Genomic DNA, 23,266 nt, shown 5'->3' with positions numbered 1-23,266 from the left:
CTTGCGTTTCCGACTCTATCAGATCTTTCCGATCCGATTTCCTCGGTGCTTTCCAGGTTCCCGCTTTCGCGTTTCCCTTTCCGGCGGTTCCGACTTTATCAGAAGTTTTGGACCGGACTGACCGGCCATCCATTTCCGATTCATCGGGGGGTGGCTTCGTTGATATCGATGCGATCGACATTTCAAGAAGCTAGTAGATTCTAACCTGTCGCCGACCGGATCTTGTCCAGTCCAGGCAACTGTTCAAATCTACCTCCCGGCAGAACCCGTGTCAACGGTTTCTGCGGGACGAAGAGGACACTAGCAGCTCAGCAGACCTGTCCGCACATCAGGCGGCGGTCGGCACGGTCGCGCTGCGCTCGGCGGCGTCGACGTCACCCGTGGCGCCCTCCCGGGCCGCCCGGCCGCCGAGCACGTAGACGTACGCGAGAAAGGCCAGTTCGGCGGCGATGCCGATCGCGATGCGGGCCCAGGTGGGCAGGCCGGAGGGGGTGACGAAGCCTTCGATGGCTCCCGACACGAAGAGAACCAGTGCCAGGCCGATGGCCATGCCCACGGCGGCGCGGCCCTCCTCCGCGAGCGCGATGCGGCGGGTCCGGGGGCCTGGGTCGATGACGGTCCAGCCGAGGCGCAGACCGGTGCCCGCGGCGACGAAGACGGCGGTCAGTTCCAGCAGGCCGTGCGGAAGGACGAGGCCGAGGAAGACGTCCAGTCGGCCGGCGGACGACATGAGGCCGATGCCGACGCCCAGGTTGAGCATGTTCAGGAAGAGGATCCACAGGACGGGCAGACCCAGGAAGATGCCCAGAACCAGGCACATCGCCGCTGCCTGGGCGTTGTTCGTCCACACCTGTGCGGCGAAGGACGTCGCGGGGTGGCTGGAGTAGTAGGTCTCGTACTGCCCGCCGGGGCGGGTGAGGTCGCGCAGCTCGCTGGGGGCGCCGATGGCCGCCTGCACCTCGGGATGGGCACCGATCCACCAGCCCAGGAGCGCGGCGACGAGGGTGGAGATCAGCGCTGTGGGCACCCACCAGTGGCGCGAGCGGTAGACCGCGGCCGGGAAGCCGTGGGTGAGGAACGCCGTGACGTCGCGCCACGAGGCGCGTCGGGTCCCTGTCACGGCGCTGCGCGCGCGTGCCACGAGCTGGCTGAGGCGTCCGGTGAGCTGTGGGTCGGGTGCGCTGGACTGGATCAGCGACAGATGGGTCGCGGTGCGCTGGTACAGAGCGACCAGTTCGTCGACCTCGGCTCCGGTGAGGCTGCGCCGGCGCCCGAGGAGGGCGTCCAGACGATCCCACTCCGCGCGGTGGGCGGAGACGAAGACATCGAGGTCCATCGGTGTGCCTGCTCCTCGGCTTGTCGGCGGGCTCGTCGCGGATGTCAGCTTGTCGTACTGCGGCGCGATGCGCCCTCAGCTTGGCAGACTGACGGTTCTCAAGGCAGAGCGGGGAAGGACGGCGGGCGTGAGTGAGCTGGTGACGGGCGAGGCGGTGGCGCTGGAAGTGCGCCCGGCGAAACTGCCGAGCAGGGCGCTGGCCGTGCTGCTGGACCTGGTGGTGGCCGGGCTCGTCTACACGACCGTGTCGATCGGCCTGGCGATATCCACCGCGTCCTTGGACGACGCGGCGCAGATGGCCGTGTCCATCGCGACGTTCATCCTGGTGCTGGTGGGCGCGCCGATCGCGGTCGAGTCGCTGAGCCACGGGCGCTCGCTCGGGAAGATGGCGTGCGGTCTGCGGGTCGTTCGGGACGACGGTGGGCCCATCCGGTTCCGGCACGCGCTGGTGCGGGGCGCGGTGGGCGTGGTCGAGATCCTCATGACGTTCGGTGTGGTCGCCTGCATCGCCTCGCTCATGTCGGCGCGTGGCCGGCGGCTCGGGGACGTCTTCGCCGGGACGCTGGTGGTACGTGAACGGGTGCCCGCCTCGCGGAACTCGTTCGTGCCTCCGCCTCCGCCCTGGCTGTCGGGGCGTTTCTCGGCGCTCGACCTCTCCGCGGTGCCCGATGCGCTGTGGCTCGCCATCCGCCAGTACCTGACCCGTATGCAGCAGCTGGATCCTCAGGTCGGCTGGACGATGGCCGAGCGGCTCGCGTCCGACCTCGCGGCCCGGACGGGCTCGCCGCTGCCTCCGGGCGTTCCGCCGGCCGCGTATCTGGCCGCGGTGCTCCAGGAACGGCAGGCGCGCGAGGTGCAGCGGGCGTACGGCAAGAGGACCGGGGCTGTGGCCGCGCGGCCGAACGGGGTGGGTGGCTTTGTCGCTCCGACGCCGGTGAACCCTTCTGCTTCTCCCCTGGCTCCGGCCCCCGTGACGTCCGCTCCGGCCTCGTCGCAGGCCGAGCCGGGCGCGGTCCCGCGGGACACGCCGTCGAGCGACCGGCCGGCCGGAGGCTTCGCGCCTCCGGCGTGATCCGGCATAACTCGTGTGATCCGACGCTGCTCGGCGCGCCGAGCAGGCCCAGAAGGCTCGGCGCGGTCCGGCGGTCAGCCGAATTCCGGCCCTTCGTCGAAGCCCGCGCCCTCGGCCTCCGGCCGGTCGAACCGCGACGGCGGTGTGTCGAGGTCCTCGAGTTCGACCCCCGGCGCCGCGAGCACCACGTCCCCGGCGAGGTGAACGGCGTGCTGCTCCCCCGTGTCCAGGGCTGTGACCTGGTACTCGTCCACGGTCAGAGGGCCGTTGTCAGTGGCGTGTGCTTCGCTGTTCACCAAGGCCCAGGACTGGTCCACGGTGAGCGGGGCGAGGACCGGGTCGGTGAAGGCGACCAGGCGTACGCGGGTGGCCTGTCCGGAGGGGGTGAGGCGCAGGAGGCGTGCCGTGGCCACGAGGAACGCGGGGGAAGTGCCGGTGAAGGCGTGGGCGCGCACATTGCCTTCGGTGGCATGGGTTCCGGTGGGGTCCGTGCGGACCCAGGTGACGCCGTCGATCGCGGCGCCGCGCACCTGCCAGCTTCCCGCGTGAAGCTCAAGCCGGATGGGGCGGCCCAGTTCGTCGAGGGCCAGATCGACGGAGCCGTGGTGGTCGCCCGACGGAGTGGTCAGCTGGGAGACATAACGCCAGCCCGAGGGGCCGGGCGCGCAGTGGAAGTGCTCGACGGCGAGGGGGGTGTGGTCGTGCGGATCGTGGAGCGAATAACGGCCGCGGGGCATGGAGGTCCTGGGTTCTGACGGGCTGGTCCGGAGGTCTCGTGGGGCGAGTCGTCCCGGAAGCCTCGGTGAGAAGCCGGTCCGGACATGGGGCAGGCCCCCGGCACGGGGGTGCGGGGGCCTGCCTCGAAGGACCGGGCGCTGCCGTGCGCGTCAGTGACGGGACGCGCACCGCGGCGGGCCGGGCTGCCGGGCTTCCGCCCGCGGGCGGAAGCGGCGGCGGTCCGGCTCAGTAGCGGTAGTGGTCCGACTTGTACGGGCCCTCGACCTGGACGCCGATGTACGAGGCCTGCTCCGGGCGCAGCGTGGTGAGCTTGACGCCCAGCGCGTCCAGGTGGAGGCGGGCGACCTTCTCGTCCAGGTGCTTGGGCAGGGTGTACACGCCGATCGGGTACTCGGCCTGCTTGGTGAACAGCTCGATCTGGGCCAGCGTCTGGTCCGCGAAGGAGTTGGACATCACGAAGGACGGGTGACCGGTGGCGTTGCCCAGGTTCAGCAGGCGGCCCTCGGACAGGACGATGATCACCTTGCCGTCGGGGAACTTCCAGGTGTGGACCTGCGGCTTGACCTCGTCCTTGACGATGCCGGGGACCTTGGCGAGGCCGGCCATGTCGATCTCGTTGTCGAAGTGGCCGATGTTCCCGACGATGGCCTGGTGCTTCATCTTGGCCATGTCGGCGGCCATGATGATGTCCTTGTTGCCGGTCGTGGTGATGAAGATGTCGGCCTTGTCGACGACCTCGTCGAGGGTCGTGACCTGGTAGCCGTCCATCGCGGCCTGGAGGGCGCAGATGGGGTCGATCTCGGTGACGATGACGCGGGCGCCCTGGCCGCGCAGGGACTCGGCGCAGCCCTTGCCGACGTCGCCGTAACCGAAGACGACCGCGGTCTTGCCGCCGATCAGGGTGTCGGTGGCACGGTTGATGCCGTCGATCAGGGAGTGGCGGCAGCCGTACTTGTTGTCGAACTTCGACTTGGTGACGGCGTCGTTGACGTTGATCGCCGGGAAGAGGAGTTCGCCGTCGCGCTGCATCTCGTACAGGCGGTGGACGCCCGTCGTGGTCTCCTCGGTGACGCCGCGGATCTCGGACGCCAGCTGGGTCCACTTCTGCGAGCCGTCGGTGATGGTGCGGTGGAGGAGCTCGAGGATGACCCGGTGCTCCTCGTTCTCGGCGGTGTCGACCGCCGGGACCTTGCCCTCCTTCTCGTACTGGACGCCCTTGTGGACGAGGAGGGTGGCGTCACCGCCGTCGTCGAGGATCATGTTCGGGCCGCCGGTGGGGCTGTTCGGCCAGGTCAGGGCCTGCTCCGTGCACCACCAGTACTCCTCCAGGGTCTCGCCCTTCCAGGCGAAGACCGGGATGCCCTGCGGGTCGTCGGGCGTGCCGTTCGGGCCGACGGCGACGGCGGCGGCCGCGTGATCCTGGGTGGAGAAGATGTTGCAGGACACCCAGCGGACCTCGGCGCCGAGGGCGACCAGGGTCTCGATGAGGACGGCGGTCTGCACGGTCATGTGCAGGGAGCCCATGATGCGGGCGCCGGCCAGCGGCTGGGCGGCGGCGAATTCCTTGCGGATCGACATCAGGCCGGGCATCTCGTGCTCGGCGAGGGTGATCTCCTTGCGGCCGAACTCGGCGAGCGAGAGGTCGGCGACCTTGAAGTCCTGTCGGTTGTCGACAGTCGTCATTGCGAGCTGCTCCTCGGGATTGGGGCGAGGTGGGTAGGGCTGATCTGCGCGGCGGCGGACACAGGGGTGCCCGAGAGGACACGGTTGCCCGCGTGCGCGCAGCGCAGTCCGTCGGAGGCCCTCTCTCCCTCGGACGATCCACTGAGGACCGCCCGACCGCCATCAGCAGCGACGTCTGGCTCCATCCCAAGCTACACCGGTGTACCCGGCCGCCCCCAGTCCGCCTCCGGCGACATCCGGCCGATCACTGGCCGAACGCTGCCCGTCCACCGCCCGCCCACTAACCGTTCTCCAGTGGTGTGCCGTAGGCGGGGCGCTACTGTCGGCGGCCGTACGCGGGCGCGAAGGGGTGGGGTTCATGGAGCTGGCACGCAGGCTGTCGGTGGCCGGGTGGGTGCTGGGTGTGCTGGGTCTGCTGCTGGTGGCGGGCAGTGTGCTGGGGGCGTGGGCGGGCCGGCAGAGGGTCGTGGTGGAGGGTGAGTCCATGACGCCGACGTACGCCGTGGGCGACAAGGTGGTCGTCGACGAGTCGGTGGACGGGAGCGAGGTCCGCCGGGGCGATGTGGTGCTCTTCTCGGCGCCGGAGGTGCAGGGCTTCGACGCGTTGGTGGTCAAGCGGGTCATCGGTGTCGGCGGCGACCGTGTCGAGTGCTGCGCGGGTACGGGGGCGGGGCAGCGGCTGCTGGTCGGCGGCCGGCCGCTGGAGGAGCCGTACGTGGCCGACGGGATCGTGGACGGCAGGGGGCCCGGCGGGGTGAACGAGCCGTATGTCGTGCAGGTGCCCGAGGGGCGGCTGTTCGTGCTGGGTGATCGCCGGTCGAACTCGAACGACTCGCGGTTCTATCAGGGTGGACAGGGCGGCACGGTGCCGGTGTCCGCGGTGCGGGGCCGGGTGGTGGACGGCTGGAGGGCGCCCGTGTCGCTGATCGTGCTCGGCCTGGTCGGGCTGGTCCTCGGGCTCGCGGGCCTGGTGGCCGCCGCGGGCGCGCGGCAGGTCCGTCGGCGGGGCATGCTCCCCGAGCCGCCGTGGCCGGTGGGTCCGCTCGGCGTGTGAGCGGGAACGGCGACGGGCCCGCCGGGAAGACCGGCGGGCCCGTGCTGCTGGGGGAGGTTGCGGCGGGGATGCCGCCTCAGTGGCCGGCGGTCGGGGCCGGGCCGCCCGGGGTCGCCTCGCGGTCCGGGCCCTTGGCGGCTTCGGCCGCGCTGTAGATGTCGGGTTCGAGGTAGATCACGCGGGCGATCGGGACGGCCTCGCGGATGCGGTCTTCGGCGGCGTCGATGGCCCGGGCGATCTCGGTGGCGGTGTTGTCGTGCCGTACCGCGATCTTGGCGGCGACCAGGAGCTCCTCGGGGCCGAGGTGCAGGGTGCGCATGTGGATGAGGCCGGTGACGGTGTCGCCGTCGACGACGGCGGCCGCGATCTTCTCGGTCTCCTCGGTACCGGCGGACTCGCCGAGCAGCAGGGACTTGGTCTCGATGGCGAGGACGACGGCGATCAGCACGAGCAGGACGCCGATGCAGACGGTGCCGATGCCGTCCCAGACGCCGTCGCCGGTGAGCAGGGCGAGGCCGACACCGCCCAGGGCAAGGATCAGGCCGACGAGCGCGCCCAGGTCCTCCAGGAGGACGACGGGCAGCTCGGGGGCCTTGGCCCGGCGGACGAACTCCTTCCAGGAGAGGTTGCCGCGCAGGCCGTTCGACTCCTTGATGGCCGTGCGGAAGGAGAACGTCTCGGCGATGATCGCGAAGACGAGGACGCCGACCGGCCAGTACCAGTGCTCGATCTCGTGCGGGTGCTTGATCTTCTCGTAGCCCTCGTAGAGGGCGAACATGCCGCCGACGGAGAACAGGATGATCGAGACGAGGAAGGCGTAGATGTAGCGCTCGCGCCCGTAGCCGAAGGGGTGCTGCGGGGTGGCCTCGCGCTGAGCCCGCTTGCCGCCCACCAGGAGCAGGGCCTGGTTGCCGGAGTCGGCGAGCGAGTGGACGCCTTCGGCGAGCATCGAGGACGAGCCACTGAAGGCGAACGCCACGAACTTCGATACCGCGATCGCGAGGTTGGCGGCGAGTGCCGCCACGATCGCCTTGGTTCCGCCTGACGCGCTCATGTGTTCGCGTTGTCCCTTCGTACGCCGTCCGGGGCATGGCCCCCGGCTTTGCCCGTCCTTTGCCGGTGGGTCATTGTTGCAGCACCGGGCGACAGGGGTGCACCAGGCTGTGGATGACGTCCGTTCAGGCGACGACGGTGGCCCGGAAGAGTGTTCCGGTACCGGACACGTCGGCCTTTTCGCCCGCCGGGACGAAGACGGAGGCGCCGGGGCCGAGTTCGTGCTCGCCGACGCGGACGGCGCCGGCCGTGCAGAGCAGGATCTGCGGGGTGGCGCGGGTGAGGTCGTGGGCGGCGCCGGCGGGGGGGAGGACGTATCGCGAGAGGCGGAACTCGTCGATGGGGGTCTCGTAGACCTCCTCGCCGTCCGGGGCGGCCTCCGGGCGCAGGACTCCGGCGTCGGCGGCCTCGAAGCGGACGACGCGCAGGAGTTCGGGGACGTCGACGTGCTTGGGCGTCAGGCCGCAGCGCAGGACGTTGTCGGAGTTGGCCATGATCTCGACGCCGAGCCCGTCCAGATAGGCGTGCGGGATGCCCGCGCCGAGGTAGAGGGCCTCGCCTGGCTGGAGGCGGACGTGGTTGAGCAGCATGGCGGCGATGACGCCGGGATCGCCCGGGAAGTGGTGGGCGATGTCGGCGTAGGACGCGTAGGCGCCGCCGAGGTGGGTGCAGGCGGCGGTGGCCTCGGCGACCGTGCGGTGCATCTCCTCGGGGTCGGCGGTGAGGATCGCGGTGAGGACCTCGCGCAGGGCGGCTTCCTCGGGGTGGGCGTGCAGCAGGTCGACGTAGGGCTTGAGGGAGTCGACGCCGAGGCCGGCGAGGAGGTCGGCGGTCTCGACCGGGTCGCGGAAGCCGCACAGGCCGTCGAACTCGGTGAGGGCGCAGATCAGTTCGGGCTTGTGGTTGGCGTCCTTGTAGTTGCGGTGCGGGGCGTCGACGGGGACACCGCGCCGCTCCTCCTCCGCGTAGCCCTCCTTGGCCTGCGCAAGGTTCGGGTGCACCTGGAGGGAGAGCGGGGCGCCGGCGGCGAGGATCTTGAGCAGGAACGGCAGGCGGGGGCCGAACTTGGCGACCGCCGCCGCCCCCAGCTCGCGCTCCGGGTCCGCCTCGACGACCTCGACGAGCGTGCCGCGCGCGGTGCGCGAGGGCGCGCCGGGGTGGGCGCCCAGCCACATCTCCGCCTGGGGCTCACCGGTCGGCTCGACGCCGAGCAGCCCGGGGATCGCGGTGGTGGAGCCCCAGGCGTAGGGGCGAACGGTGTTGTCGAGGCGGTCCATCGCTGTCTGCTGCTCTCTCTGCGTACGACGCGGGTTCGTCTCCGCGTACGACGGTCAGGGCGTCCCTGGCTACATCAGGCTCCCGAGGCGAGCGCCAGGTAAACGGCGGCGAAATCCGTGATGGCGATCAGTTCCGCGAGGGTCTCCAGCTCGTCCCCGGTCTCGGGTTCCAGCTCGCTGATCGGCGTGTCGTGGCTCAGGGCCAGCTCGCGGGCGGCGGGGGCGGCGGTGAGGCCGCCGATCGGACGATCGCGCAGCAGCACCACGCGCGCGTGCAGCGCGGGCGCCTCGTCGACACGGTCGCGGAAGAAGTCGTCGGGGTCGGCGCTGGCGGCGAGCGGGCCGGCGAGCAGGGCGCTGTGCGCGGCAAGCGCCTCGGGGAGCTCCCAGACGAGGGCGGGGCGGCCGGCGAGTTCGGCGAGCGCGGAGGCGAAACGGCGGCCGGCCGGTCCGGCGGAGTCGCCCTCGGTCCAGATCACCGGAAGCGCGTCGGCGAGTTCGGCGGCGAGCGTCTTGGCGGGGTTGCTGTATGTCGCGATGGCCGGGCCGCAGCGTTCGGCGATCTGGTCGAGGCGGTCGGCGACCTTCTCCAGGGACTCGGCGGGGGCGGTGACCAGGCCGACGCGGTCCAGCAGGGCCAGCAGAGGGGTGAGCAGGGCCCACAGGACGCCGGGGGCGGAGGCCGCCAGCGGTTCGTCCGCCTCGTAGGGCGCGGTCGCGAGCGGCATGAACAGGCCGTGCGCCTTGGCCACGGCGTCGGCTAGCGGGGTGCCGGCGGGTGCCACGGCGACGACGGTGCAGCCGCGCCGGTAGGCCTGCTCGGCGAGCAGCGACAGGCCGGGTTCGGTGCCGTCGGGGGTGGTGATCAGCAGCAGGTCGACGGAGCCCGCCCAGCCGGGCAGGTCCCAGCGCAGGGCGCCCGCGGCGGGGGCGACGCCGGTGGGGGCCAGCCGGGTGACGGGGCTGCCGGGGCCGGCCAGCGTGCCGAGCAGGTCGGCGACGCAGATGGCGGCGAGGCCCGGCCCCGCGATGAGGACGCCGCGCGGGCGACCGTCCGGTTTGAGTTCGCCCACGCCGGCCTCGGTGGCGTGCCGGGCGGCGGTGCGGACCCGGGCGCCCGCTTCGGCGGCACCGCGCAGCAGGGCGCGCTGGTCGGCCTCCGCGAGGGCATCCGGGGTGTCGAGCAGCGATTCGTCGAGCATGGGCGGAAGCCTCCGGTCGCCGGGTCGGTGCGGGGTGCTTGCGCGGGCCTTTGCGGGGGCCGAGTGGGGCGTACGAGGGTGCCGCGCGGGTTACGCGGGGCGGCGGGCCTCGTCGACGAGCAGCACGGGGATGCCGTCGCGGACCGGGTACGCCAGACCGCAGTCCTGGCCGGTGCAGATCAGCTCCGCGTCCTGCTCCTTGAGGGGCGCGTGGCAGGCCGGGCAGGCGAGGATCTCCAGAAGGCCGGCTTCGAGCGGCATGGGGGCGTCCCTTCGGGGTGCGGCTGGCGATGCGTATGTGCCTGGTCAGCGTACCGCCGTAAGAGATGCCACGCGGAGGTACGCCGACGTACCCGTCCCCCAGGGAGGGATAGGAGCAGCGCGACCAGCCGCCCCCAGGGGCGCGAGGAACTGCGCGACCAGCCGACAACGCCCCGCACCCACGCACAAGCAGCACAGCACCCCCCCTAGGGGCGCGAGGAACTGCGCGACCAGCCCACGACGCCCCCGCCCACACACGCAGCACAACACCGCCCTAGGGGCGCGGGGAACTGCGCGGGCAGGCCACAACAAACCCGCACCCGCACACACACCCCAGCCCGACGAGTCCTGCCCAGCCGCGCAGCGCTACCCGCGGATGATCGCCAACGCCTCGTCCCGCACCTTCGCCATCGTCGCCGCGTCCCGCGCCTCCGCGTTCAGCCGCAGCAGCGGCTCCGTGTTGGACGGCCGGACGTTGAACCACCAGTCGGCGGAGGAGACGGTGAGCCCGTCGAGCTCGTCGAGGGTGATCCCCTCCTGCCCCTCGAACGCGGAGCGGATCGCGGCGATACGCCCGTCCTGGTCGGCGACGGTGGAGTTGATCTCGCCGGACCCGACGTAGCGGTCGTACTCGGCGACGAGGCCGGACAGGGGGCCCTCCTGGCCGCCGAGGGCGGCGAGGACGTGCAGGGCGGCCAGCATGCCCGTGTCGGCGTTCCAGAAGTCCTTGAAGTAGTAGTGCGCGGAGTGCTCGCCGCCGAAGATCGCGCCGGTGCGGGCCATCTCGGCCTTGATGAAGGAGTGGCCCACGCGGGTGCGGGCGGGCGTGCCGCCGTTCTCCCGGACGACCTCGGGGACGGTCCAGGAGGTGATCAGGTTGTGGATGACCGTGCCCTCCCCGCCGTTGCGGGCGAGTTCGCGCGCGGCCACCAGGGCGGTGATGGCGGACGGGGAGACCGGGTCGCCGTTCTGGTCCACGACGAAGCAGCGGTCGGCGTCGCCGTCGAAGGCGAGGCCGAGGTCGGCACCCTCCTCGCGCACGCGCGCCTGGAGGTCGACGATGTTGGCCGGGTCCAGAGGGTTGGCCTCGTGGTTGGGGAAGGTGCCGTCCAGCTCGAAGTACATCGGCACCAGGTCCAGCGGCAGGCCCTCGAAGACGGTGGGGACGGTGTGGCCGCCCATGCCGTTGCCCGCGTCGACGACGACCTTCAGGGGGCGGATGGAGGTCAGGTCGACGAGCGAGCGCAGATGGGCCGCGTAGTCCTCCAACGTCTCGCTCCGGGTCACGGTTCCCGGCGCGGCGGCCGGGGCGGGGGCGCCCGACTCGCGCCAGCCCTCGACGAGTTCACGGATCTCGGTGAGGCCGGTGTCCTGGCCGATCGGGGCGGCGCCCGCGCGGCACATCTTGATGCCGTTGTACTGCGCGGGGTTGTGCGAGGCGGTGAACATCGCGCCGGGCAGGTCCAGCGCGCCGGACGCGTAGTAGAGCTGGTCCGTGGAGCACAGGCCGATCTCGGTGACGTCGACGCCGAGCGCGGCCGCGCCCCGGGCGAACGCGCCCGCGAGCCCCGGGGACGAGGGGCGCATGTCGTGCCCGATCACGATCGCGTCCGCACCGGTCACGCGGGCGAAGGCGGCGCCGAGCAGTTCGGCGAGCGACTCGTCCCACTGGTCGGGGACGACCCCGCGTACGTCGTACGCCTTCACGATCTGCGACAGATCAGCAGCCACGGCCAACCCTTCTGAAAGTCCTGTCGGTCACCCCAAACTACCCGTACCGCACGGATGTCCGCCGTTCGCTCCGGTGAGTGGACGGGCGGACGCCGGCCGGGGCCGGGGCGCGACCGGGCCACCCCGGCCGAAGTGGGAACAGGGGCACGGAGGTTGCGCGGACGGCGGGGGCGGGGCGGTCGCCGGACAGGTGTCGGTCGCGGGGGTGGCCGGGCGCATGCCGCGCCCGGAGGCAATGGAACCGTGTCAGTTGTCGGGCGAGCGCAGGACACGCAGGTGGCCGCGGCGGGCGACCTCCATGGGGTCCGCGGCGCGGCCGCCGGCCTGGGCGGCGCGTTCCTGCGGGCGGGCGGCCTCGCGCACCGCGTTGGCCAGGGCCTCCAGGTCGTCACCGCTGGGGCGGGCCGGGGCGGAGCCGTCGAGCAGCCGGACGACCTCCCAGCCGCGCGGGGCGGTGAGGCGCTCGGAGTGCTCGGCGCACAGGTCGTAGCAGTGGGGTTCGGCGTAGGTGGCGAGCGGGCCGAGGACCGCGGTCGAGTCGGCGTAGACGTACGTCAGCGTCGCGACGGCGGGTCGGCCGCAGGCGGTGCGCGAACAGCGACGTACAGGGCTCACGACGTTGGACGGTACCGCACTCTTGAGCGGGCCGCGACGACTCTTCACCAGGTCACTCCCCCGTGTCGTGTTGCGGAACGTCCCCCGAACCCTTCTTGTCATACCCCGCTGACCTGCACGGACACACCTATTCCGGGGAACTCCGGACCTGGCGCTCAGTCACCTCTCGGCACAAACCGCGCTATTTGGCCTGAGTTCGACCGTCCGGTGGAGAAACAGAATCGAGCCCAAGCTTGGCTGGAATGGTCAACCTGCGACACGCTCTGTCGGGTGGCCGGATGCCGCCCCGCGCGGGGCGTGGGCGCGGGGCGCACGCGAGGGGCGGGGACTAGGCTTCATCAGTGATGGACACCCCCGTACCGCCCCGTGCCACCGGCCCCGGGCCCCGCCGTCGTGACCGGCACGGCCGAGGCATGCGTGGCCCGATCGCGCCGCCGCAGGTGCCGCTCGCCGCGAGCCGGGCCGAGATCTTCGCCGATCTGGTGCAGGACTCCGTGGAACGCCTGGAGCGGCGCTGGCCGCAGCTCGCCGACATCGACTTCCTCGTGCTGGAGGTGCCACGGCTCACCGGGCCGGGTGACACCTGGCAGGACGAGCCGGTCCCGCTGGGCGGCACGATTCCGGCACGCGAGGGGCGCCCCGCGCGCGTGGTGGTCTACCGGCGGCCCGTGGAGATCCGCACCAAGGGGCGCGACGAGCGCGCCGCCCTGGTGCACGAGGTCGTCGTCGAGCAGGTCGCCGAACTGCTGGGGCTGACCCCGGAGACGGTGGATCCGCGCTACGGCGAGGACTGACACGGCGTCCGTCCCCGCCGGAGTCAGCGCTGGAGCACCGACAGGTCCTGCTCCGCGTCCGGTACGGCGACCGTGCCGCGGTCGTCCGGCAGGGTCTGCACGGTGAACGCTGCCACGTCGTCCTGGTCCGCCTCCAGGGTGCGGGAGGCGAACACCGGGCCGCCCGACACCGGCTCGACGGTGAGGGCGAAGGTGCCCTTCAGGCCGCTGGGCACCGGCAGCTTCACGTTCTGCGTGGTCCCGGCCTTGAGCCGGAACGTCTCCGTCACGGCCGTGCCGCCCCCGGTGCCGGCCGAGGCGGTCACCTTGACCTCGGCGGCCCCCGCCGGGGCGGTGAGCGACAGGGTGGTGCCCTTGGCGGTGTTGTCGACGGCGCTGGCGCGCGTGCCGACCGCCCGGGCCGCCGCGATGAACCCCGTCTCCCGCTCGTCGCCCTTGCCGCGCACGACCTGTACGGCGGCGACGACGGGCACCGAGCGGTCCGTCGGGCTCAGCACCAGCGAACCGGCCTCCCCGCGCGTGAGGTCGCCGAGGTCGACCGCGCTGGTCATGCCCGACTTCACATGCAGCGTCTCCTGTCCGGCGGGCGTGATCAGGCCGGACGGGGAGGCGAGACGGACCTCGAGGTCGGCGTCGGTGCCGCCCGGGGTGAAGGCCACCAGGCGCACGGACGTGGCGTCCGCGGGGATGCCGGGCAGGACGAGGGTGTCGGCGGGGTCGGCGGACGCGGCCAGCCAGTCGCCGCCGAGCTCGTCGTCCAGGGCGAGCATCGCGGCGCCGACGCGGCCGCTGCGCACGACGACGTGCACGGTGACGTCGGGGTGCGAGCCGTTGGTGAGGGTGGACAGCAGGACCGGCTCGGTGGACTTCGGCTTGACCGTGATGCCCTCGGCGACCGTGGACTCCAGCAGGCCGTCCTCGCCGTACAGCTGGATGTCGACGACAGCCGCGGAGTCGTCGGGGTTGGTGAGGTGGACGTAGTCGGTGCGGCCCTTGCCGGTGCTGGCGCCCGGGAACCAGAACTCGGTGTCTGGTGCGGCGCAGTTGACGCCCTGGAGGCCGCGGCCGGTGCCCGCGCCGACCTCGGTGGTCTGCTGGACGGTCCAGCCGGGCGCGGTGTTGCCCTCGGCGGTGCCGATCAGCGCGGGCGACTGGGCGCCGGAGGTGTCACCGCTGACGGGCGTGCCCGGCTCGGCGGGCTTCACGGCGGCCTTGGGGGGCTTCTTCGCGCTCTTGCCGCCCTGGTCGCCGGTGGCGGGCACCAGGTCGGCCCTGCCGTCCTTGCCGGTGCCCTTGGTGGTGGGCGTGAACGAGGTGTACGTCGTCTCGGCGAGGTCGGAGGTGCTGGGCGGCGGGCACAGCAGGCTGGTGCGCTCCACGGGCAGGTACTCGGCCGCCCGCGGGCTGTCCGAGCCGGAGGCGTCGGGGGCGGTGAGCGCGCCCAGGCCGGTGACGGCGGCGAGCGCGGCCGTGGCGGCGATCAGGGACAGGGTCGTGCGGTTCACTGCTGGCTCCCGTCGGGGCGCTCACTGCCGTCGTTGTGCCGGTGGTCCTGGTGCGGGTGGTCCTGGCGCGCCGGGTCGTACGCCATGTCGTAGCCCTGGGTGTACGTCTGGTCGTACGAGGCGGTCTGCGCGGTCCCTCCGTAGGCGTACGGGTCGTACTGGCCCGACTGGTACGGGTCGGCCTGGTAGGCACCGTCGTAGGTGCCCGCCTGGTACTGGTCGGTGTGGCCGGCGTACTGGTCCGCGGTGTTCCAGGTGTCGTAGGACTGCTGCTGCGGGACGGCGGCCGGGGGCTGTTCCGGCGCGGGGGCGGCGAACTCGTCGGGCCGGGCTGCCTCTTCGGCCTCCGCCTGGGCGCGCAGGCGGCGGGCGCGGCGGCCCTCTCCCGCGGTGGCCTGGGCGGGGATCGGTGTCTCCTCCGGCAGGTCGTCGTCGACGTCGCGGCGGCGGCCGGGCAGGGCGAGGACGACGAGCACGAGGGCCAGGAAGCCCTGCGTCCACAGCCAGGCGGTGTGGCCGGCGGGGTCGTCGTAGGTGACGTCCAGGCGGCCGCCGGCGGCGGGGAGTTCGAAGCCCTGGGCCCAGCCGTCCACGGTGGTACGGGTGAGCGGGGCGCCGTCGACGGTGGCGGTCCAGCCGTCGGCGGCGCTGTCCGCCAGGCGCAGGACACGGCCCTCGGGCCCGGCCGGGAGGGTGGTGTGGATCTCGACCGGGCCGGCCTTGACGGGCTCGGGGTCGGTGGCCCCGGCCTGGACGATCATGGCCCGCGCGACCTCGCGCTCGACCCGCCACAGGGCGCCGCCGTCCTTCTCGCTGAGCCGGGTCAGGCCGGGCGTGGAGTCCAGGACGCGGGCGATCTCGCGGGGCGCGCCCTTGTGGACGAGGACGTAGCAGACGGCGAAGTCGCCGAGCTGGGTGGCCTGGTCGGCGCCGGAGCCCGCGACGAGGTTGGCGACGACCTTGTCCAGGCGGACGTCGCGCCCGGCAGCGGCGGCGAGTTCGGCGTCGCCGAGGCGGGCTCCGGAGCCGCGGACCAGGGTGTAGTCGACGTGTGCGGCGGACGTGCTGTCGAGGACGAGGGTGCGCGGCTGGGAGCAGCCGGGGCCGTCCTCGGCGACGAACGCGGGCACCTGAAGGGCGTCGGGCCAGCGCTCCAGGGGGCCGTCGGCGCCGCGGATCATCCAGCCGGCGGCTACCAGCAGCGGGCCCGCGGCGGAGGCGAAGGCGATGAGCGCGGCGACGGGCTGGCGCCAGCCGAAGTTCTGCTCGGCCACGCGGGCGCGTGCCCCGTCGGCGCCGAGGACGGCGGCGGCGAGGAGGGCGAGGCCGTAGACGAGGGTGGCCGGGCCCGCCCAGGTGGAGCGGTTGGACAGGACGGCGAGCAGGAGACCGGCCAGGGCGACGGCCCAGGCGGTGAGGATGGCGGGGCGGCGCTCGGCGCGCAGCAGGGCGGCGAGAGCGGCGAGGACGATGCCGATGAGCATCAGCCCGTCCATGGTGCCCGGTCCGCCGGGGCTGGCGGCGAGCAGGTCGAGCGCGGACGCGGACGAGGCGCCGTAGTCGAGGCCGGCCTCGGTGAAGAACCCGAACGGCAGCAGTGTCAGCGACCAGGGCGCCAGGATCAGCAGGGGCGTGCCGAGCTGGACGGCGAAGCGCGGACCGTAGGCGGTGAGCTCGCCGCGGCGCACGGCGAGCAGGGCGATGCCGAGGAGGAGGGCCGCGGGCCACACCAGCGGGGTGAACGCGGTGGCGATCGTCAGCAGCAGCGCGTACGCCCAGGTGGCGCGCCAGCTGCCGCGGGCGCCCGAGCTGTTCGCGAGGCCGGCGGCCGCGACGCCCGCGCGGGCGATGAGCGGCAGCAGGACGGCGAGGACGGCGGTGCCGAGGCGGCCGCCGGCCAGGGCGCCGGTGACGGCGGGCAGGAAGGCGTAGGCGACGGCGGCCCAGGCGCGCAGCAAACGGGAGGTGACCAGCGGGCGGGAGGCGAAGTAGGCGCTGAGGCCGGCCAGCGGCACCGAGGCGACCAGCAGGACGGTGACGGCGAGTCCGGTGGAGCCGAACAGCACGGTGGCCAGCATGGCCACGATCGCCAGGTAGGGCGGCGCGGTGGGGGTGCCGCCGGCGCCGACGGGGTGCCAGGCGTCCAGGTAGCGCGACCAGAGGTCGGCGGCGGTGGCGGGCGCGGGCAGCAGGGCGCCGCCCGCGAGGGCGCCGGTGCCGAGGAGTCCGCGGCAGGCGGCGAGCGAGGCGAGCAGCAGGACCAGGAACAGCACCGGCGCGGGCTTGCGCGCCAGGCGCTTGAGGCGGGCGAACTGCTCGACCTGGAGGAAGTCGGCGTCGTCGCCACCGGGTCCGGACTCCACCGCGCCGCCGTGCCGTCCGGCGCCGGAGGGCGCCTCGGCGTCGGTGTTGCCGAAGAAGTTGCCCGCGACCTGTTCGACGGTGACGCGGACGGTCGCGCCCGGCGGCGGGAAGAGCTGTCCGAGCTCGCCCTGGTCGATCTGCGGGCGGCCCCGGCGGCGCCGACCGGCGATGATCCGCTCGGGACGCAGCAGCACGCCGAGCAGTCCGCGGATCTCGTCGACGGCCTGTCCGGGGACCTTGCCGACGAGGTAGGCGAGGGTGCGCAGCAGGGTGCCGAGGACGAGCCGGAGCAGGACCCAGGGCAGCGTCGCGGTGCGGGTGTTGACCAGCAGGGTGTAGACGGCGCCGGCCTTGTCGACCTTGTGCGGGGAGGCGGTGGCGCGGCCGGCGCAGTCGACCGCGCGGCGTTCGCGGGAGGCGGCCTCGGCGTGCCGGACGACGGCGTCGGGGGCGATGAGGACGCGGTGGCCGGCGGAGTGGGCGCGCCAGCACAGGTCGACGTCGTCGCGCATCAGGGGCAGTCGCCGGTCGAAGCCGCCGAGCTGTTCGAAGACGTCGCGGCGGATCAGCATGCCGGCGGTGGACACGGACAGGACGGACCGGACGTGGTCGTGCTGGCCCTGGTCCTGCTCGCGGCGGTCCAGGCCGGTCCAGCGGCGGCCGGAGTTGGCGATGGAGACGCCGACCTCGAGGAGCTGGCGCCGGTCGTACCAGCCGCGCAGCTTGGGGCCGACCACGGCGACGTCGTCGCGGCCGAGCTCGCGTTCGTTCTCCACGACGCGCAGCAGGTGGGAGAGCGCGTCGGGTTCGGGGGCGCAGTCGTCGTGCAGCAGCCACAGCCACTCGACGGGTTCGCCGTGGGGCAGCTCGGGCAGGTCGTAGGCGTCGTCGCGCCAGGTGCGCGTGACGGGGTCCCAGCCGCTGGGCCGCTTCAGATAGGGCAGGTCCTCGGGAGAGAGGTGGGGGGCCGTGCGGTGGGCCTCCTCGACGGCCTGGCCGAAGCCGGTGCGGCGGGCGAGGTGGAGCACGCGGTCGGGACCGAGGGCGTCGGTGACCAGCTGCGCGGAGTCGTCGGCGCTGCCGGTGTCGGCGGCCATGACGTACTGGACGGGGCGCTCCTGGCCGAGCAGCCCGGCGAGCGCGTCGGGCAGCCAGCGGGCACCGTCGTGGGAGACGATCACCGCGGTCACGACATGGCGCGGGAACTCTGGTGTGGCGGCGCCGTTCTGCGCCGCCGTGTGGCTGTGCACGGACATCGAGGTACGGGCCCCGGTTCGCTGGACTGCGGTGGACGCGCCCGCGCCTCCTCTTGTGCTGAGGGGACGGCGGGGCGTCTCGGACGAGCGACCACACTATCGGCTGGGCATGGCAGCGGCCCGCCGCCTGTGGACAACCCACTCGCGACGGGCCGTTGGGGCCGTATTTTCGTACGTTCGTTCAGATGGCGGCCTTCTTGAGGCGTCGGCGCTCACGTTCGGACAGACCGCCCCAGATGCCGAAGCGCTCGTCGTTGGCGAGGGCGTACTCGAGGCACTCGGAGCGGACCTCACAGGCGAGGCAGACCTTCTTGGCCTCGCGGGTGGAGCCGCCCTTCTCGGGAAAGAAGGACTCGGGGTCGGTCTGGGCGCACAGCGCGCGCTCCTGCCAGCCGAGTTCCTCGTCCGCGTCGTCGACCAGCAGTTGCTGCACCAGCTCGGTCATGTGCGCCCCTCGTCTGTCTTTCGCGTCCCCGTGATGTAGCCGTTACCGATTCCGGCTGAACGACACGAGTGAAATTACAAGTGTGCTGCTCCGGGCGAGTCAAGCCGAGATCTGCTATTGGGCCCCTTATTCACTCTGCGGAACCAAGGCCATGCGGAAAGTGTTCAAATCGCCATAAACCTTGACATGCAGACAGGGATCCCGAGGGCCTCCGGCCCCGCACAGACCTGTACGGAGAAGGACGCCCGTGCGTTCGATCTCGTTCCGGCACGCGCGCCGAAGCGAACCGGATCACAGCGGGATCACGGGATCGCAACGAGACCCGAGCGCCCGGTTGTGCGCCATGTGTCCCGGCCCGCGGTTGAACAAACCTTTCACCACACAGATGAACCGGATGAGGTGAAACATGTCCCACATACCGGGCGTCGAGTTGACAGTCATGGTGTGAACCGCTGTCCTTGTGGGCATGCTCGCGAACTTGGCACTCACCCCGACCCGCGCCGCCGGGTCCCTCGGTGCTGCCGTCGTTCGCCGTAGCTGTTGCTGTTGTCCCGGTTGTTGAGCCCGAAGAGCGCTCCGGCCGCACCCTGAGTCCACCGCGACTCGGCTGCTTGTTCCCGCCGCCCGGACCCCGGGCTCCCCTGTCCCCCGCGACCCGGGCGGACGGTCCGCGACACCCAGCCATCCCCCACTTCCCCCTAGGAACACCCCACCCATGAACAGCGACAGCGACCTCCAGATCGCCGGCGACATCCTCGAAGTGCAGCACCTGCTCCAGCCGGCCCGCGAGCACCCTGCCACCGTCGCCGAGTTCGTCGGACTCGCCCGCTCCATCGCCGCCGACCGCTCCCAGTGGGAGCACCTCGTCGAGTACGACGCCACCAGCCGCTGGTACCACCGGCTGCGCACCGGCCCCGGCTACGAGGTGTGGCTGCTGTCCTGGGTGCCCGGCCAGGGCAGCGGACTGCACGACCACGGCCGCTCCTCCGGTGTGCTGACCGTCCTGGACGGCACCCTGACCGAGCGCAGCGGGCGCGCCACGCGTGCGCTGACGGCCGGCGCCCAGCGGGTGTTCGCCCCGGGCTACGTCCACGAGGTCGTCAACGACGCCCTGGAGCCCGCCGTCAGCCTCCACATCTACCACCCGGGCCTGACCGAGATGCCGATGCACACGGCCCCCCACTGCGAGGCGCGCCCCGTGACCGCCTGACGCGCTGTCGGACCCGCCTGCGAGACTTGCCCCATGCGCATTGTGGTTCTGGCAGGCGGCATCGGCGGTGCCCGGTTCCTGCGCGGTCTGAAGCAGGCCGCACCGGACGCGGACATCACGGTCATCGGCAACACCGGGGACGACATCCACCTGTTCGGGCTGAAGGTCTGCCCGGACCTCGACACGGTGATGTACACCCTCGGCGGGGGCATCAACGAGGAACAGGGGTGGGGCCGTTCCGACGAGACCTTCCACCTCAAGGAGGAGCTCGGGGCGTACGGCGTGGGCCCCGAGTGGTTCGGACTGGGCGACCGGGACTTCGCCACACACATCGTGCGGACCCAGATGCTGGGAGCCGGCTACCCGCTGAGCGCGGTCACCGAGGCGCTGTGCGACCGCTGGCAGCCCGGGGTCCGGCTGATCCCGATGACCGACGACCGCGTGGAGACCCACGTGGCCGTCACGCTGCCCGACAGCGGCTCCGGCGAGCGCAAGGCGATCCACTTCCAGGAGTACTGGGTCCGGCTGCGCGCGTCGGTGGACGCCGAGGCGATCGTGCCGGTCGGCGCGGAACAGGCCAAGCCCGCGCCCGGCGTCCTGGAGGCCCTCGCGGCGGCGGACGTCATCCTCTTCCCGCCGTCCAACCCCGTCGTCTCGATCGGCACGATCCTCGCGGTGCCCGGCATCCGGGAGGCGATCGCCGAGGCGGGCGTGCCCGTGGTCGGCCTCTCCCCCATCGTCGGGGACGCACCCGTGCGCGGCATGGCCGACAAGGTGCTCGCGGCCGTCGGCGTGGAGTCCACGGCCGCCGCGGTCGCCGAGCACTACGGCTCGGGCCTGCTGGACGGCTGGCTCGTGGACACCGTCGACGCGGCCTCGGTGGAGCGTGTCGAGGCGGCAGGCATCCGCTGCAGGTCCGTACCGCTGATGATGACCGACGTCGACGCGACCGCGCGGATGGCCCGCGAGGCGCTGGCGCTGGCCGAGGAGGTGCGGACCGTATGACCGGGGCGTCCGCGCGGGGCTACCGGGTCTGGGCCGTGCCCGGACTGCCCGAGGTCGCGCCCGGCGACGACCTGGCCAAGATGATCGCCGCCGCCGCGCCGGACCTGGCCGACGGGGACGTGCTGCTCGTCACGTCCAAGATCGTCTCCAAGGCCGAGGGGCGGATCGTCGAGGCGGCCGACCGTGAGGCCGCGATCGACGCCGAGACCGTCCGGGTGGTGGCCCGCCGCGGCCCGCTGCGGATCGTCGAGAACCGCCAGGGCCTGATCATGGCCGCCGCCGGGGTCGACGCCTCCAACACCGCCTCCGGCACGGTCCTGTTGCTCCCCGAGGACCCCGACGGGTCCGCCCGCGCGATCCGTGAGGGCCTGCGCGAGATCCTCGGCGTCAACGTCGGGGTCGTCGTCACCGACACGTTCGGGCGACCCTGGCGCGCGGGGCTCACGGACGTCGCGATCGGCGCCGCCGGTGTGCACGTCCTGGACGACCTGCGCGGGGGCACCGACGCCCACGGCAACCCCCTCGCCGCGACCGTCGTGGCCACGGCCGACGAACTGGCCGCGGCCGGCGATCTGGTCAAGGGCAAGGCGACCGGCATGCCGGTGGCCGTCGTCCGCGGCCTGTCGCACGTGACCGGCGAGACCGCGACCGGCGCCCGGGCCCTCGTCAGGGACGCCCGGGACGACATGTTCCGGCTCGGCACCTCGGAGGCCATCCGTGAGGCGGTCGCCCAGCGGCGTACCGTCCGGGCGTTCACCGACGACCCGGTCGACCCCGGCTCGGTGAGACGGGCCGTCGCGGCGGCGGTCACCGCGCCCGCGCCCCACCACACCACCCCCTGGCGCTTCGTCCTCCTCGAGTCCGCCGGGTCCCGTACCCGACTGCTCGACGCGATGCGCGACGCCTGGATCGCCGATCTGCGCCGGGACGGCAGGACCGAGGAGTCCATCGCCCGGCGCGTCCGCCGCGGCGACGTCCTGCGCAACGCGCCCTACCTCGTGGTCCCCTGCCTCGTGATGGACGGCTCCCACACCTACGGCGACGCCCGCCGCGACGGGGCCGAGCGGGAGATGTTCGTGGTCGCCACGGGCGCCGGCGTGCAGAACTTCCTCGTCGCCCTGGCCGGCGAACGGCTGGGCTCGGCCTGGGTGTCCTCCACCATGTTCTGCCGTGACGTGGTGCGCGAGGTCCTCGAGCTGCCGCAGGACTGGGACCCCATGGGCGCGGTCGCCGTCGGCCACCCCGCCGAGGCGCCCCGCCCGCGCGCGGACCGGGACTCGGAGGCGTTCGTCGAGGTGCGCTGACATGTGGCGCACCTCAATGCCCGAGTGGCCCCCGCCGCCGCGCCGGGGCTCGTACGCTCGAAGAACCTGACCGGCTTCCCAGGGACCACTCGTGGCTGGACGCTTCGCTCCACGCCCCACGCGTACGACGGTGCGCGGGGGCCATGTCGCCGTACCCGGCGGTGTGCCCAGGCCGGCCGCGGGGCCAGGACGGGTGCGGACGTACGTCCCCGCCGGCCCCGTCGATCTCGGGCTGGTCCTCGGACCGCTGCGCCGGGGTCCGGCCGACCCGACGTTCCGCGCCCTGTCCGACGGCTCGGTCTGGCGCGCCAGCCGCACGCCCGCCGGGCCGGGGACGCTGCGGGTCTCCGCGTGCGGCGGCGGTGAGGTACGGGGCGAGGCGTGGGGGCCCGGGGCGGACTGGCTCCTCGGCGGGCTCCCCGAGCTGCTCGGCTCGGCCGACGACCCGGACGCCTTCGCTCCACGCCATCGGCTGCTGGCCGCGGCACGGCATCGGCGGCCCGGGCTGCGGCTGACCCGGACCGGGCTGGTGCTGGAGTCGCTGATCCCGTCGATCCTCGAGCAGAAGGTCACGGTCGACGAGGCGTACCGGGCGTGGCGGCTGCTGGTGCGGAAGTTCGGGGAGTCGGCGCCGGGGCCTGCGGCGGGTGGGCGGCTGTGGGTGATGCCCGCGGCCCGGACGTGGGCGCTGATTCCCTCCTGGGAGTGGCATCGCGCCGGTGTCGACGACAAGCGCGCGTCGACGATTCTGCGGGCGGTTCGCGTGGCCTCGCGGCTGGAAGAGGCCATGTCGATGACGCCCGAGTCGGCGCGGGCTCGGCTGGAGGTCGTGCCCGGGGTCGGGCCCTGGACCTCCGCGGAGACCGTGCAGCGCAGTCATGGGGCGCCCGATGCCGTGACCGTGGGGGATCTTCATCTGCCCGGGATCGTGGGGTGGGCCCTGGCGGGGGATCGTCACGCCGACGACGACGCGATGTTGCGGCTGCTCGAGCCGTATGCCGGGCAGCGGCATCGGGCCGCCCGGCTGATTCTTCTCAGCGGGCGTACTCCTGCGCGGCGGGCGCCTCGTATGCCACGCGGTGACATCGGGCGGCTCTGACGGTCTGCGCGGCGCGCTGCGCGACTCGGCGTCAGCGAGGTACCGCCCGGCGGTGGCTGAGGGCGGGGCGGTGCGCAACTCGGCGCGACGAGGTGCCTCCCCCAGAGGGGGGACCCCCAGCCCACCCGTGCCGCCCCTAGCGGCACGCATGCCCGCAGCGGCGGCGGGGCGCGCAGCCCGCGGCGGCGGAAAGACGCGTACGGCGGCAAGGGGACGGGGCGGGGGGTGTCCGCCCGCAGCGGCCGCCGTCAGACACCAGAAC

General features: G+C 72.9%; 19 protein-coding genes. 7 read left to right on the top strand and 12 right to left on the bottom strand.

Going from position 1 to position 23,266, the window contains the following annotated elements; all coding sequences use genetic code 11:
- Positions 1-328: 328 nt before the first annotated feature.
- Positions 329-1,336 (bottom strand): stage II sporulation protein M, encoded by a 1,008-nt coding sequence (locus ACZ6SQ_RS37700; protein ID WP_469570457.1) that lies wholly within the window; start codon positions 1,334-1,336, stop codon positions 329-331.
- Between the two features lie 127 nt (positions 1,337-1,463).
- Between ACZ6SQ_RS37700 and ACZ6SQ_RS37695 the strand changes: the two genes are divergently transcribed.
- Complete coding sequence (locus ACZ6SQ_RS37695) at positions 1,464-2,408, top strand: RDD family protein (protein WP_469570455.1); 945 nt, start codon at positions 1,464-1,466, stop codon at positions 2,406-2,408.
- A gap of 74 nt (positions 2,409-2,482) precedes the next feature.
- Here ACZ6SQ_RS37695 and ACZ6SQ_RS37690 read toward each other — a convergent pair whose 3' ends face one another.
- Positions 2,483-3,145 (bottom strand): hypothetical protein, encoded by a 663-nt coding sequence (locus tag ACZ6SQ_RS37690; protein WP_469570453.1) that lies wholly within the window; start codon positions 3,143-3,145, stop codon positions 2,483-2,485.
- 226 nt (positions 3,146-3,371) lie between these two features.
- A complete protein-coding gene (gene ahcY / locus ACZ6SQ_RS37685) occupies positions 3,372-4,829 on the bottom strand; it encodes an adenosylhomocysteinase (RefSeq protein WP_469570450.1) in 1,458 nt (485 codons plus the stop codon).
- 358 nt (positions 4,830-5,187) lie between these two features.
- Between ahcY and lepB the strand changes: the two genes are divergently transcribed.
- Positions 5,188-5,883 carry a signal peptidase I gene (gene lepB / locus ACZ6SQ_RS37680; protein ID WP_469570448.1) on the top strand — a complete coding sequence of 232 codons (696 nt, stop codon included), beginning with the start codon at positions 5,188-5,190 and terminating at the stop codon, positions 5,881-5,883.
- A 76-nt stretch (positions 5,884-5,959) separates the two neighbouring features.
- On the opposite strand, the gene ACZ6SQ_RS37675 is transcribed toward lepB, so the two are convergent.
- The 6 genes from ACZ6SQ_RS37675 to ACZ6SQ_RS37650 form a co-directional block, all read right to left on the bottom strand.
- On the bottom strand, positions 5,960-6,937 hold the full coding sequence (locus ACZ6SQ_RS37675) for a cation diffusion facilitator family transporter (RefSeq protein ID WP_389330895.1): 978 nt from the start codon (positions 6,935-6,937) through the stop codon (positions 5,960-5,962).
- A gap of 124 nt (positions 6,938-7,061) precedes the next feature.
- Positions 7,062-8,213, bottom strand: a complete 1,152-nt coding sequence (gene manA / locus ACZ6SQ_RS37670; RefSeq protein WP_469570446.1) for a mannose-6-phosphate isomerase, class I — start codon at positions 8,211-8,213, stop codon at positions 7,062-7,064.
- 74 nt (positions 8,214-8,287) lie between these two features.
- Positions 8,288-9,415 (bottom strand): SIS domain-containing protein, encoded by a 1,128-nt coding sequence (locus ACZ6SQ_RS37665; protein ID WP_469570444.1) that lies wholly within the window; start codon positions 9,413-9,415, stop codon positions 8,288-8,290.
- A gap of 90 nt (positions 9,416-9,505) precedes the next feature.
- Positions 9,506-9,676, bottom strand: coding sequence for a Trm112 family protein (locus tag ACZ6SQ_RS37660; protein ID WP_020940431.1), 171 nt, complete (start codon positions 9,674-9,676; stop codon positions 9,506-9,508).
- A gap of 366 nt (positions 9,677-10,042) precedes the next feature.
- Positions 10,043-11,407, bottom strand: coding sequence for a phosphomannomutase/phosphoglucomutase (locus tag ACZ6SQ_RS37655; RefSeq protein ID WP_469570442.1), 1,365 nt, complete (start codon positions 11,405-11,407; stop codon positions 10,043-10,045).
- 246 nt (positions 11,408-11,653) lie between these two features.
- Complete coding sequence (locus tag ACZ6SQ_RS37650) at positions 11,654-12,070, bottom strand: DUF3499 domain-containing protein (protein WP_469570440.1); 417 nt, start codon at positions 12,068-12,070, stop codon at positions 11,654-11,656.
- A 296-nt stretch (positions 12,071-12,366) separates the two neighbouring features.
- On the opposite strand from ACZ6SQ_RS37650, the gene ACZ6SQ_RS37645 reads away from it, so the two are divergent.
- The gene (locus tag ACZ6SQ_RS37645; protein WP_469570459.1) at positions 12,367-12,816 is read left to right on the top strand and encodes a metallopeptidase family protein; all 450 of its coding nucleotides are present in this window, start codon (positions 12,367-12,369) and stop codon (positions 12,814-12,816) included.
- 23 nt (positions 12,817-12,839) lie between these two features.
- Here the strand turns inward: ACZ6SQ_RS37645 and ACZ6SQ_RS37640 are convergent, their stop codons facing one another.
- From ACZ6SQ_RS37640 to ACZ6SQ_RS37630, 3 genes are all read right to left on the bottom strand, one after another.
- Positions 12,840-14,321, bottom strand: a complete 1,482-nt coding sequence (locus tag ACZ6SQ_RS37640; protein WP_469570438.1) for a DUF5719 family protein — start codon at positions 14,319-14,321, stop codon at positions 12,840-12,842.
- Entirely contained in the window at positions 14,318-17,941 is a 3,624-nt protein-coding gene (locus ACZ6SQ_RS37635) for a glycosyltransferase family 2 protein (RefSeq protein WP_469570435.1), read from the bottom strand. The genes ACZ6SQ_RS37640 and ACZ6SQ_RS37635 overlap by 4 nt, the downstream gene beginning before the upstream one ends.
- A 181-nt stretch (positions 17,942-18,122) precedes the next feature.
- Positions 18,123-18,386 carry a WhiB family transcriptional regulator gene (locus tag ACZ6SQ_RS37630; RefSeq protein WP_010986447.1) on the bottom strand — a complete coding sequence of 88 codons (264 nt, stop codon included), beginning with the start codon at positions 18,384-18,386 and terminating at the stop codon, positions 18,123-18,125.
- Positions 18,387-19,101: 715 nt separating this feature from the next.
- Between ACZ6SQ_RS37630 and ACZ6SQ_RS37625 the strand changes: the two genes are divergently transcribed.
- From ACZ6SQ_RS37625 to ACZ6SQ_RS37610, 4 genes are all read left to right on the top strand, one after another.
- A complete protein-coding gene (locus ACZ6SQ_RS37625) occupies positions 19,102-19,596 on the top strand; it encodes a cysteine dioxygenase (RefSeq protein WP_469570434.1) in 495 nt (164 codons plus the stop codon).
- A 33-nt stretch (positions 19,597-19,629) separates the two neighbouring features.
- Positions 19,630-20,601: a 2-phospho-L-lactate transferase gene (gene cofD, locus ACZ6SQ_RS37620; protein WP_386379143.1), complete on the top strand. Its 972-nt coding sequence runs from the start codon at positions 19,630-19,632 to the stop codon at positions 20,599-20,601.
- On the top strand, positions 20,598-21,905 hold the full coding sequence (locus tag ACZ6SQ_RS37615) for a coenzyme F420-0:L-glutamate ligase (RefSeq protein ID WP_469570432.1): 1,308 nt from the start codon (positions 20,598-20,600) through the stop codon (positions 21,903-21,905). The genes cofD and ACZ6SQ_RS37615 overlap by 4 nt, the downstream gene beginning before the upstream one ends.
- A 91-nt stretch (positions 21,906-21,996) precedes the next feature.
- A complete protein-coding gene (locus tag ACZ6SQ_RS37610) occupies positions 21,997-23,004 on the top strand; it encodes a DNA-3-methyladenine glycosylase family protein (RefSeq protein WP_469570430.1) in 1,008 nt (335 codons plus the stop codon).
- Positions 23,005-23,266: the final 262 nt, after the last annotated feature.

This window comes from Streptomyces sp. NPDC048600 (genome assembly GCF_055587025.1).
This window is presented reverse-complemented; position numbering and strand designations above follow the sequence as displayed.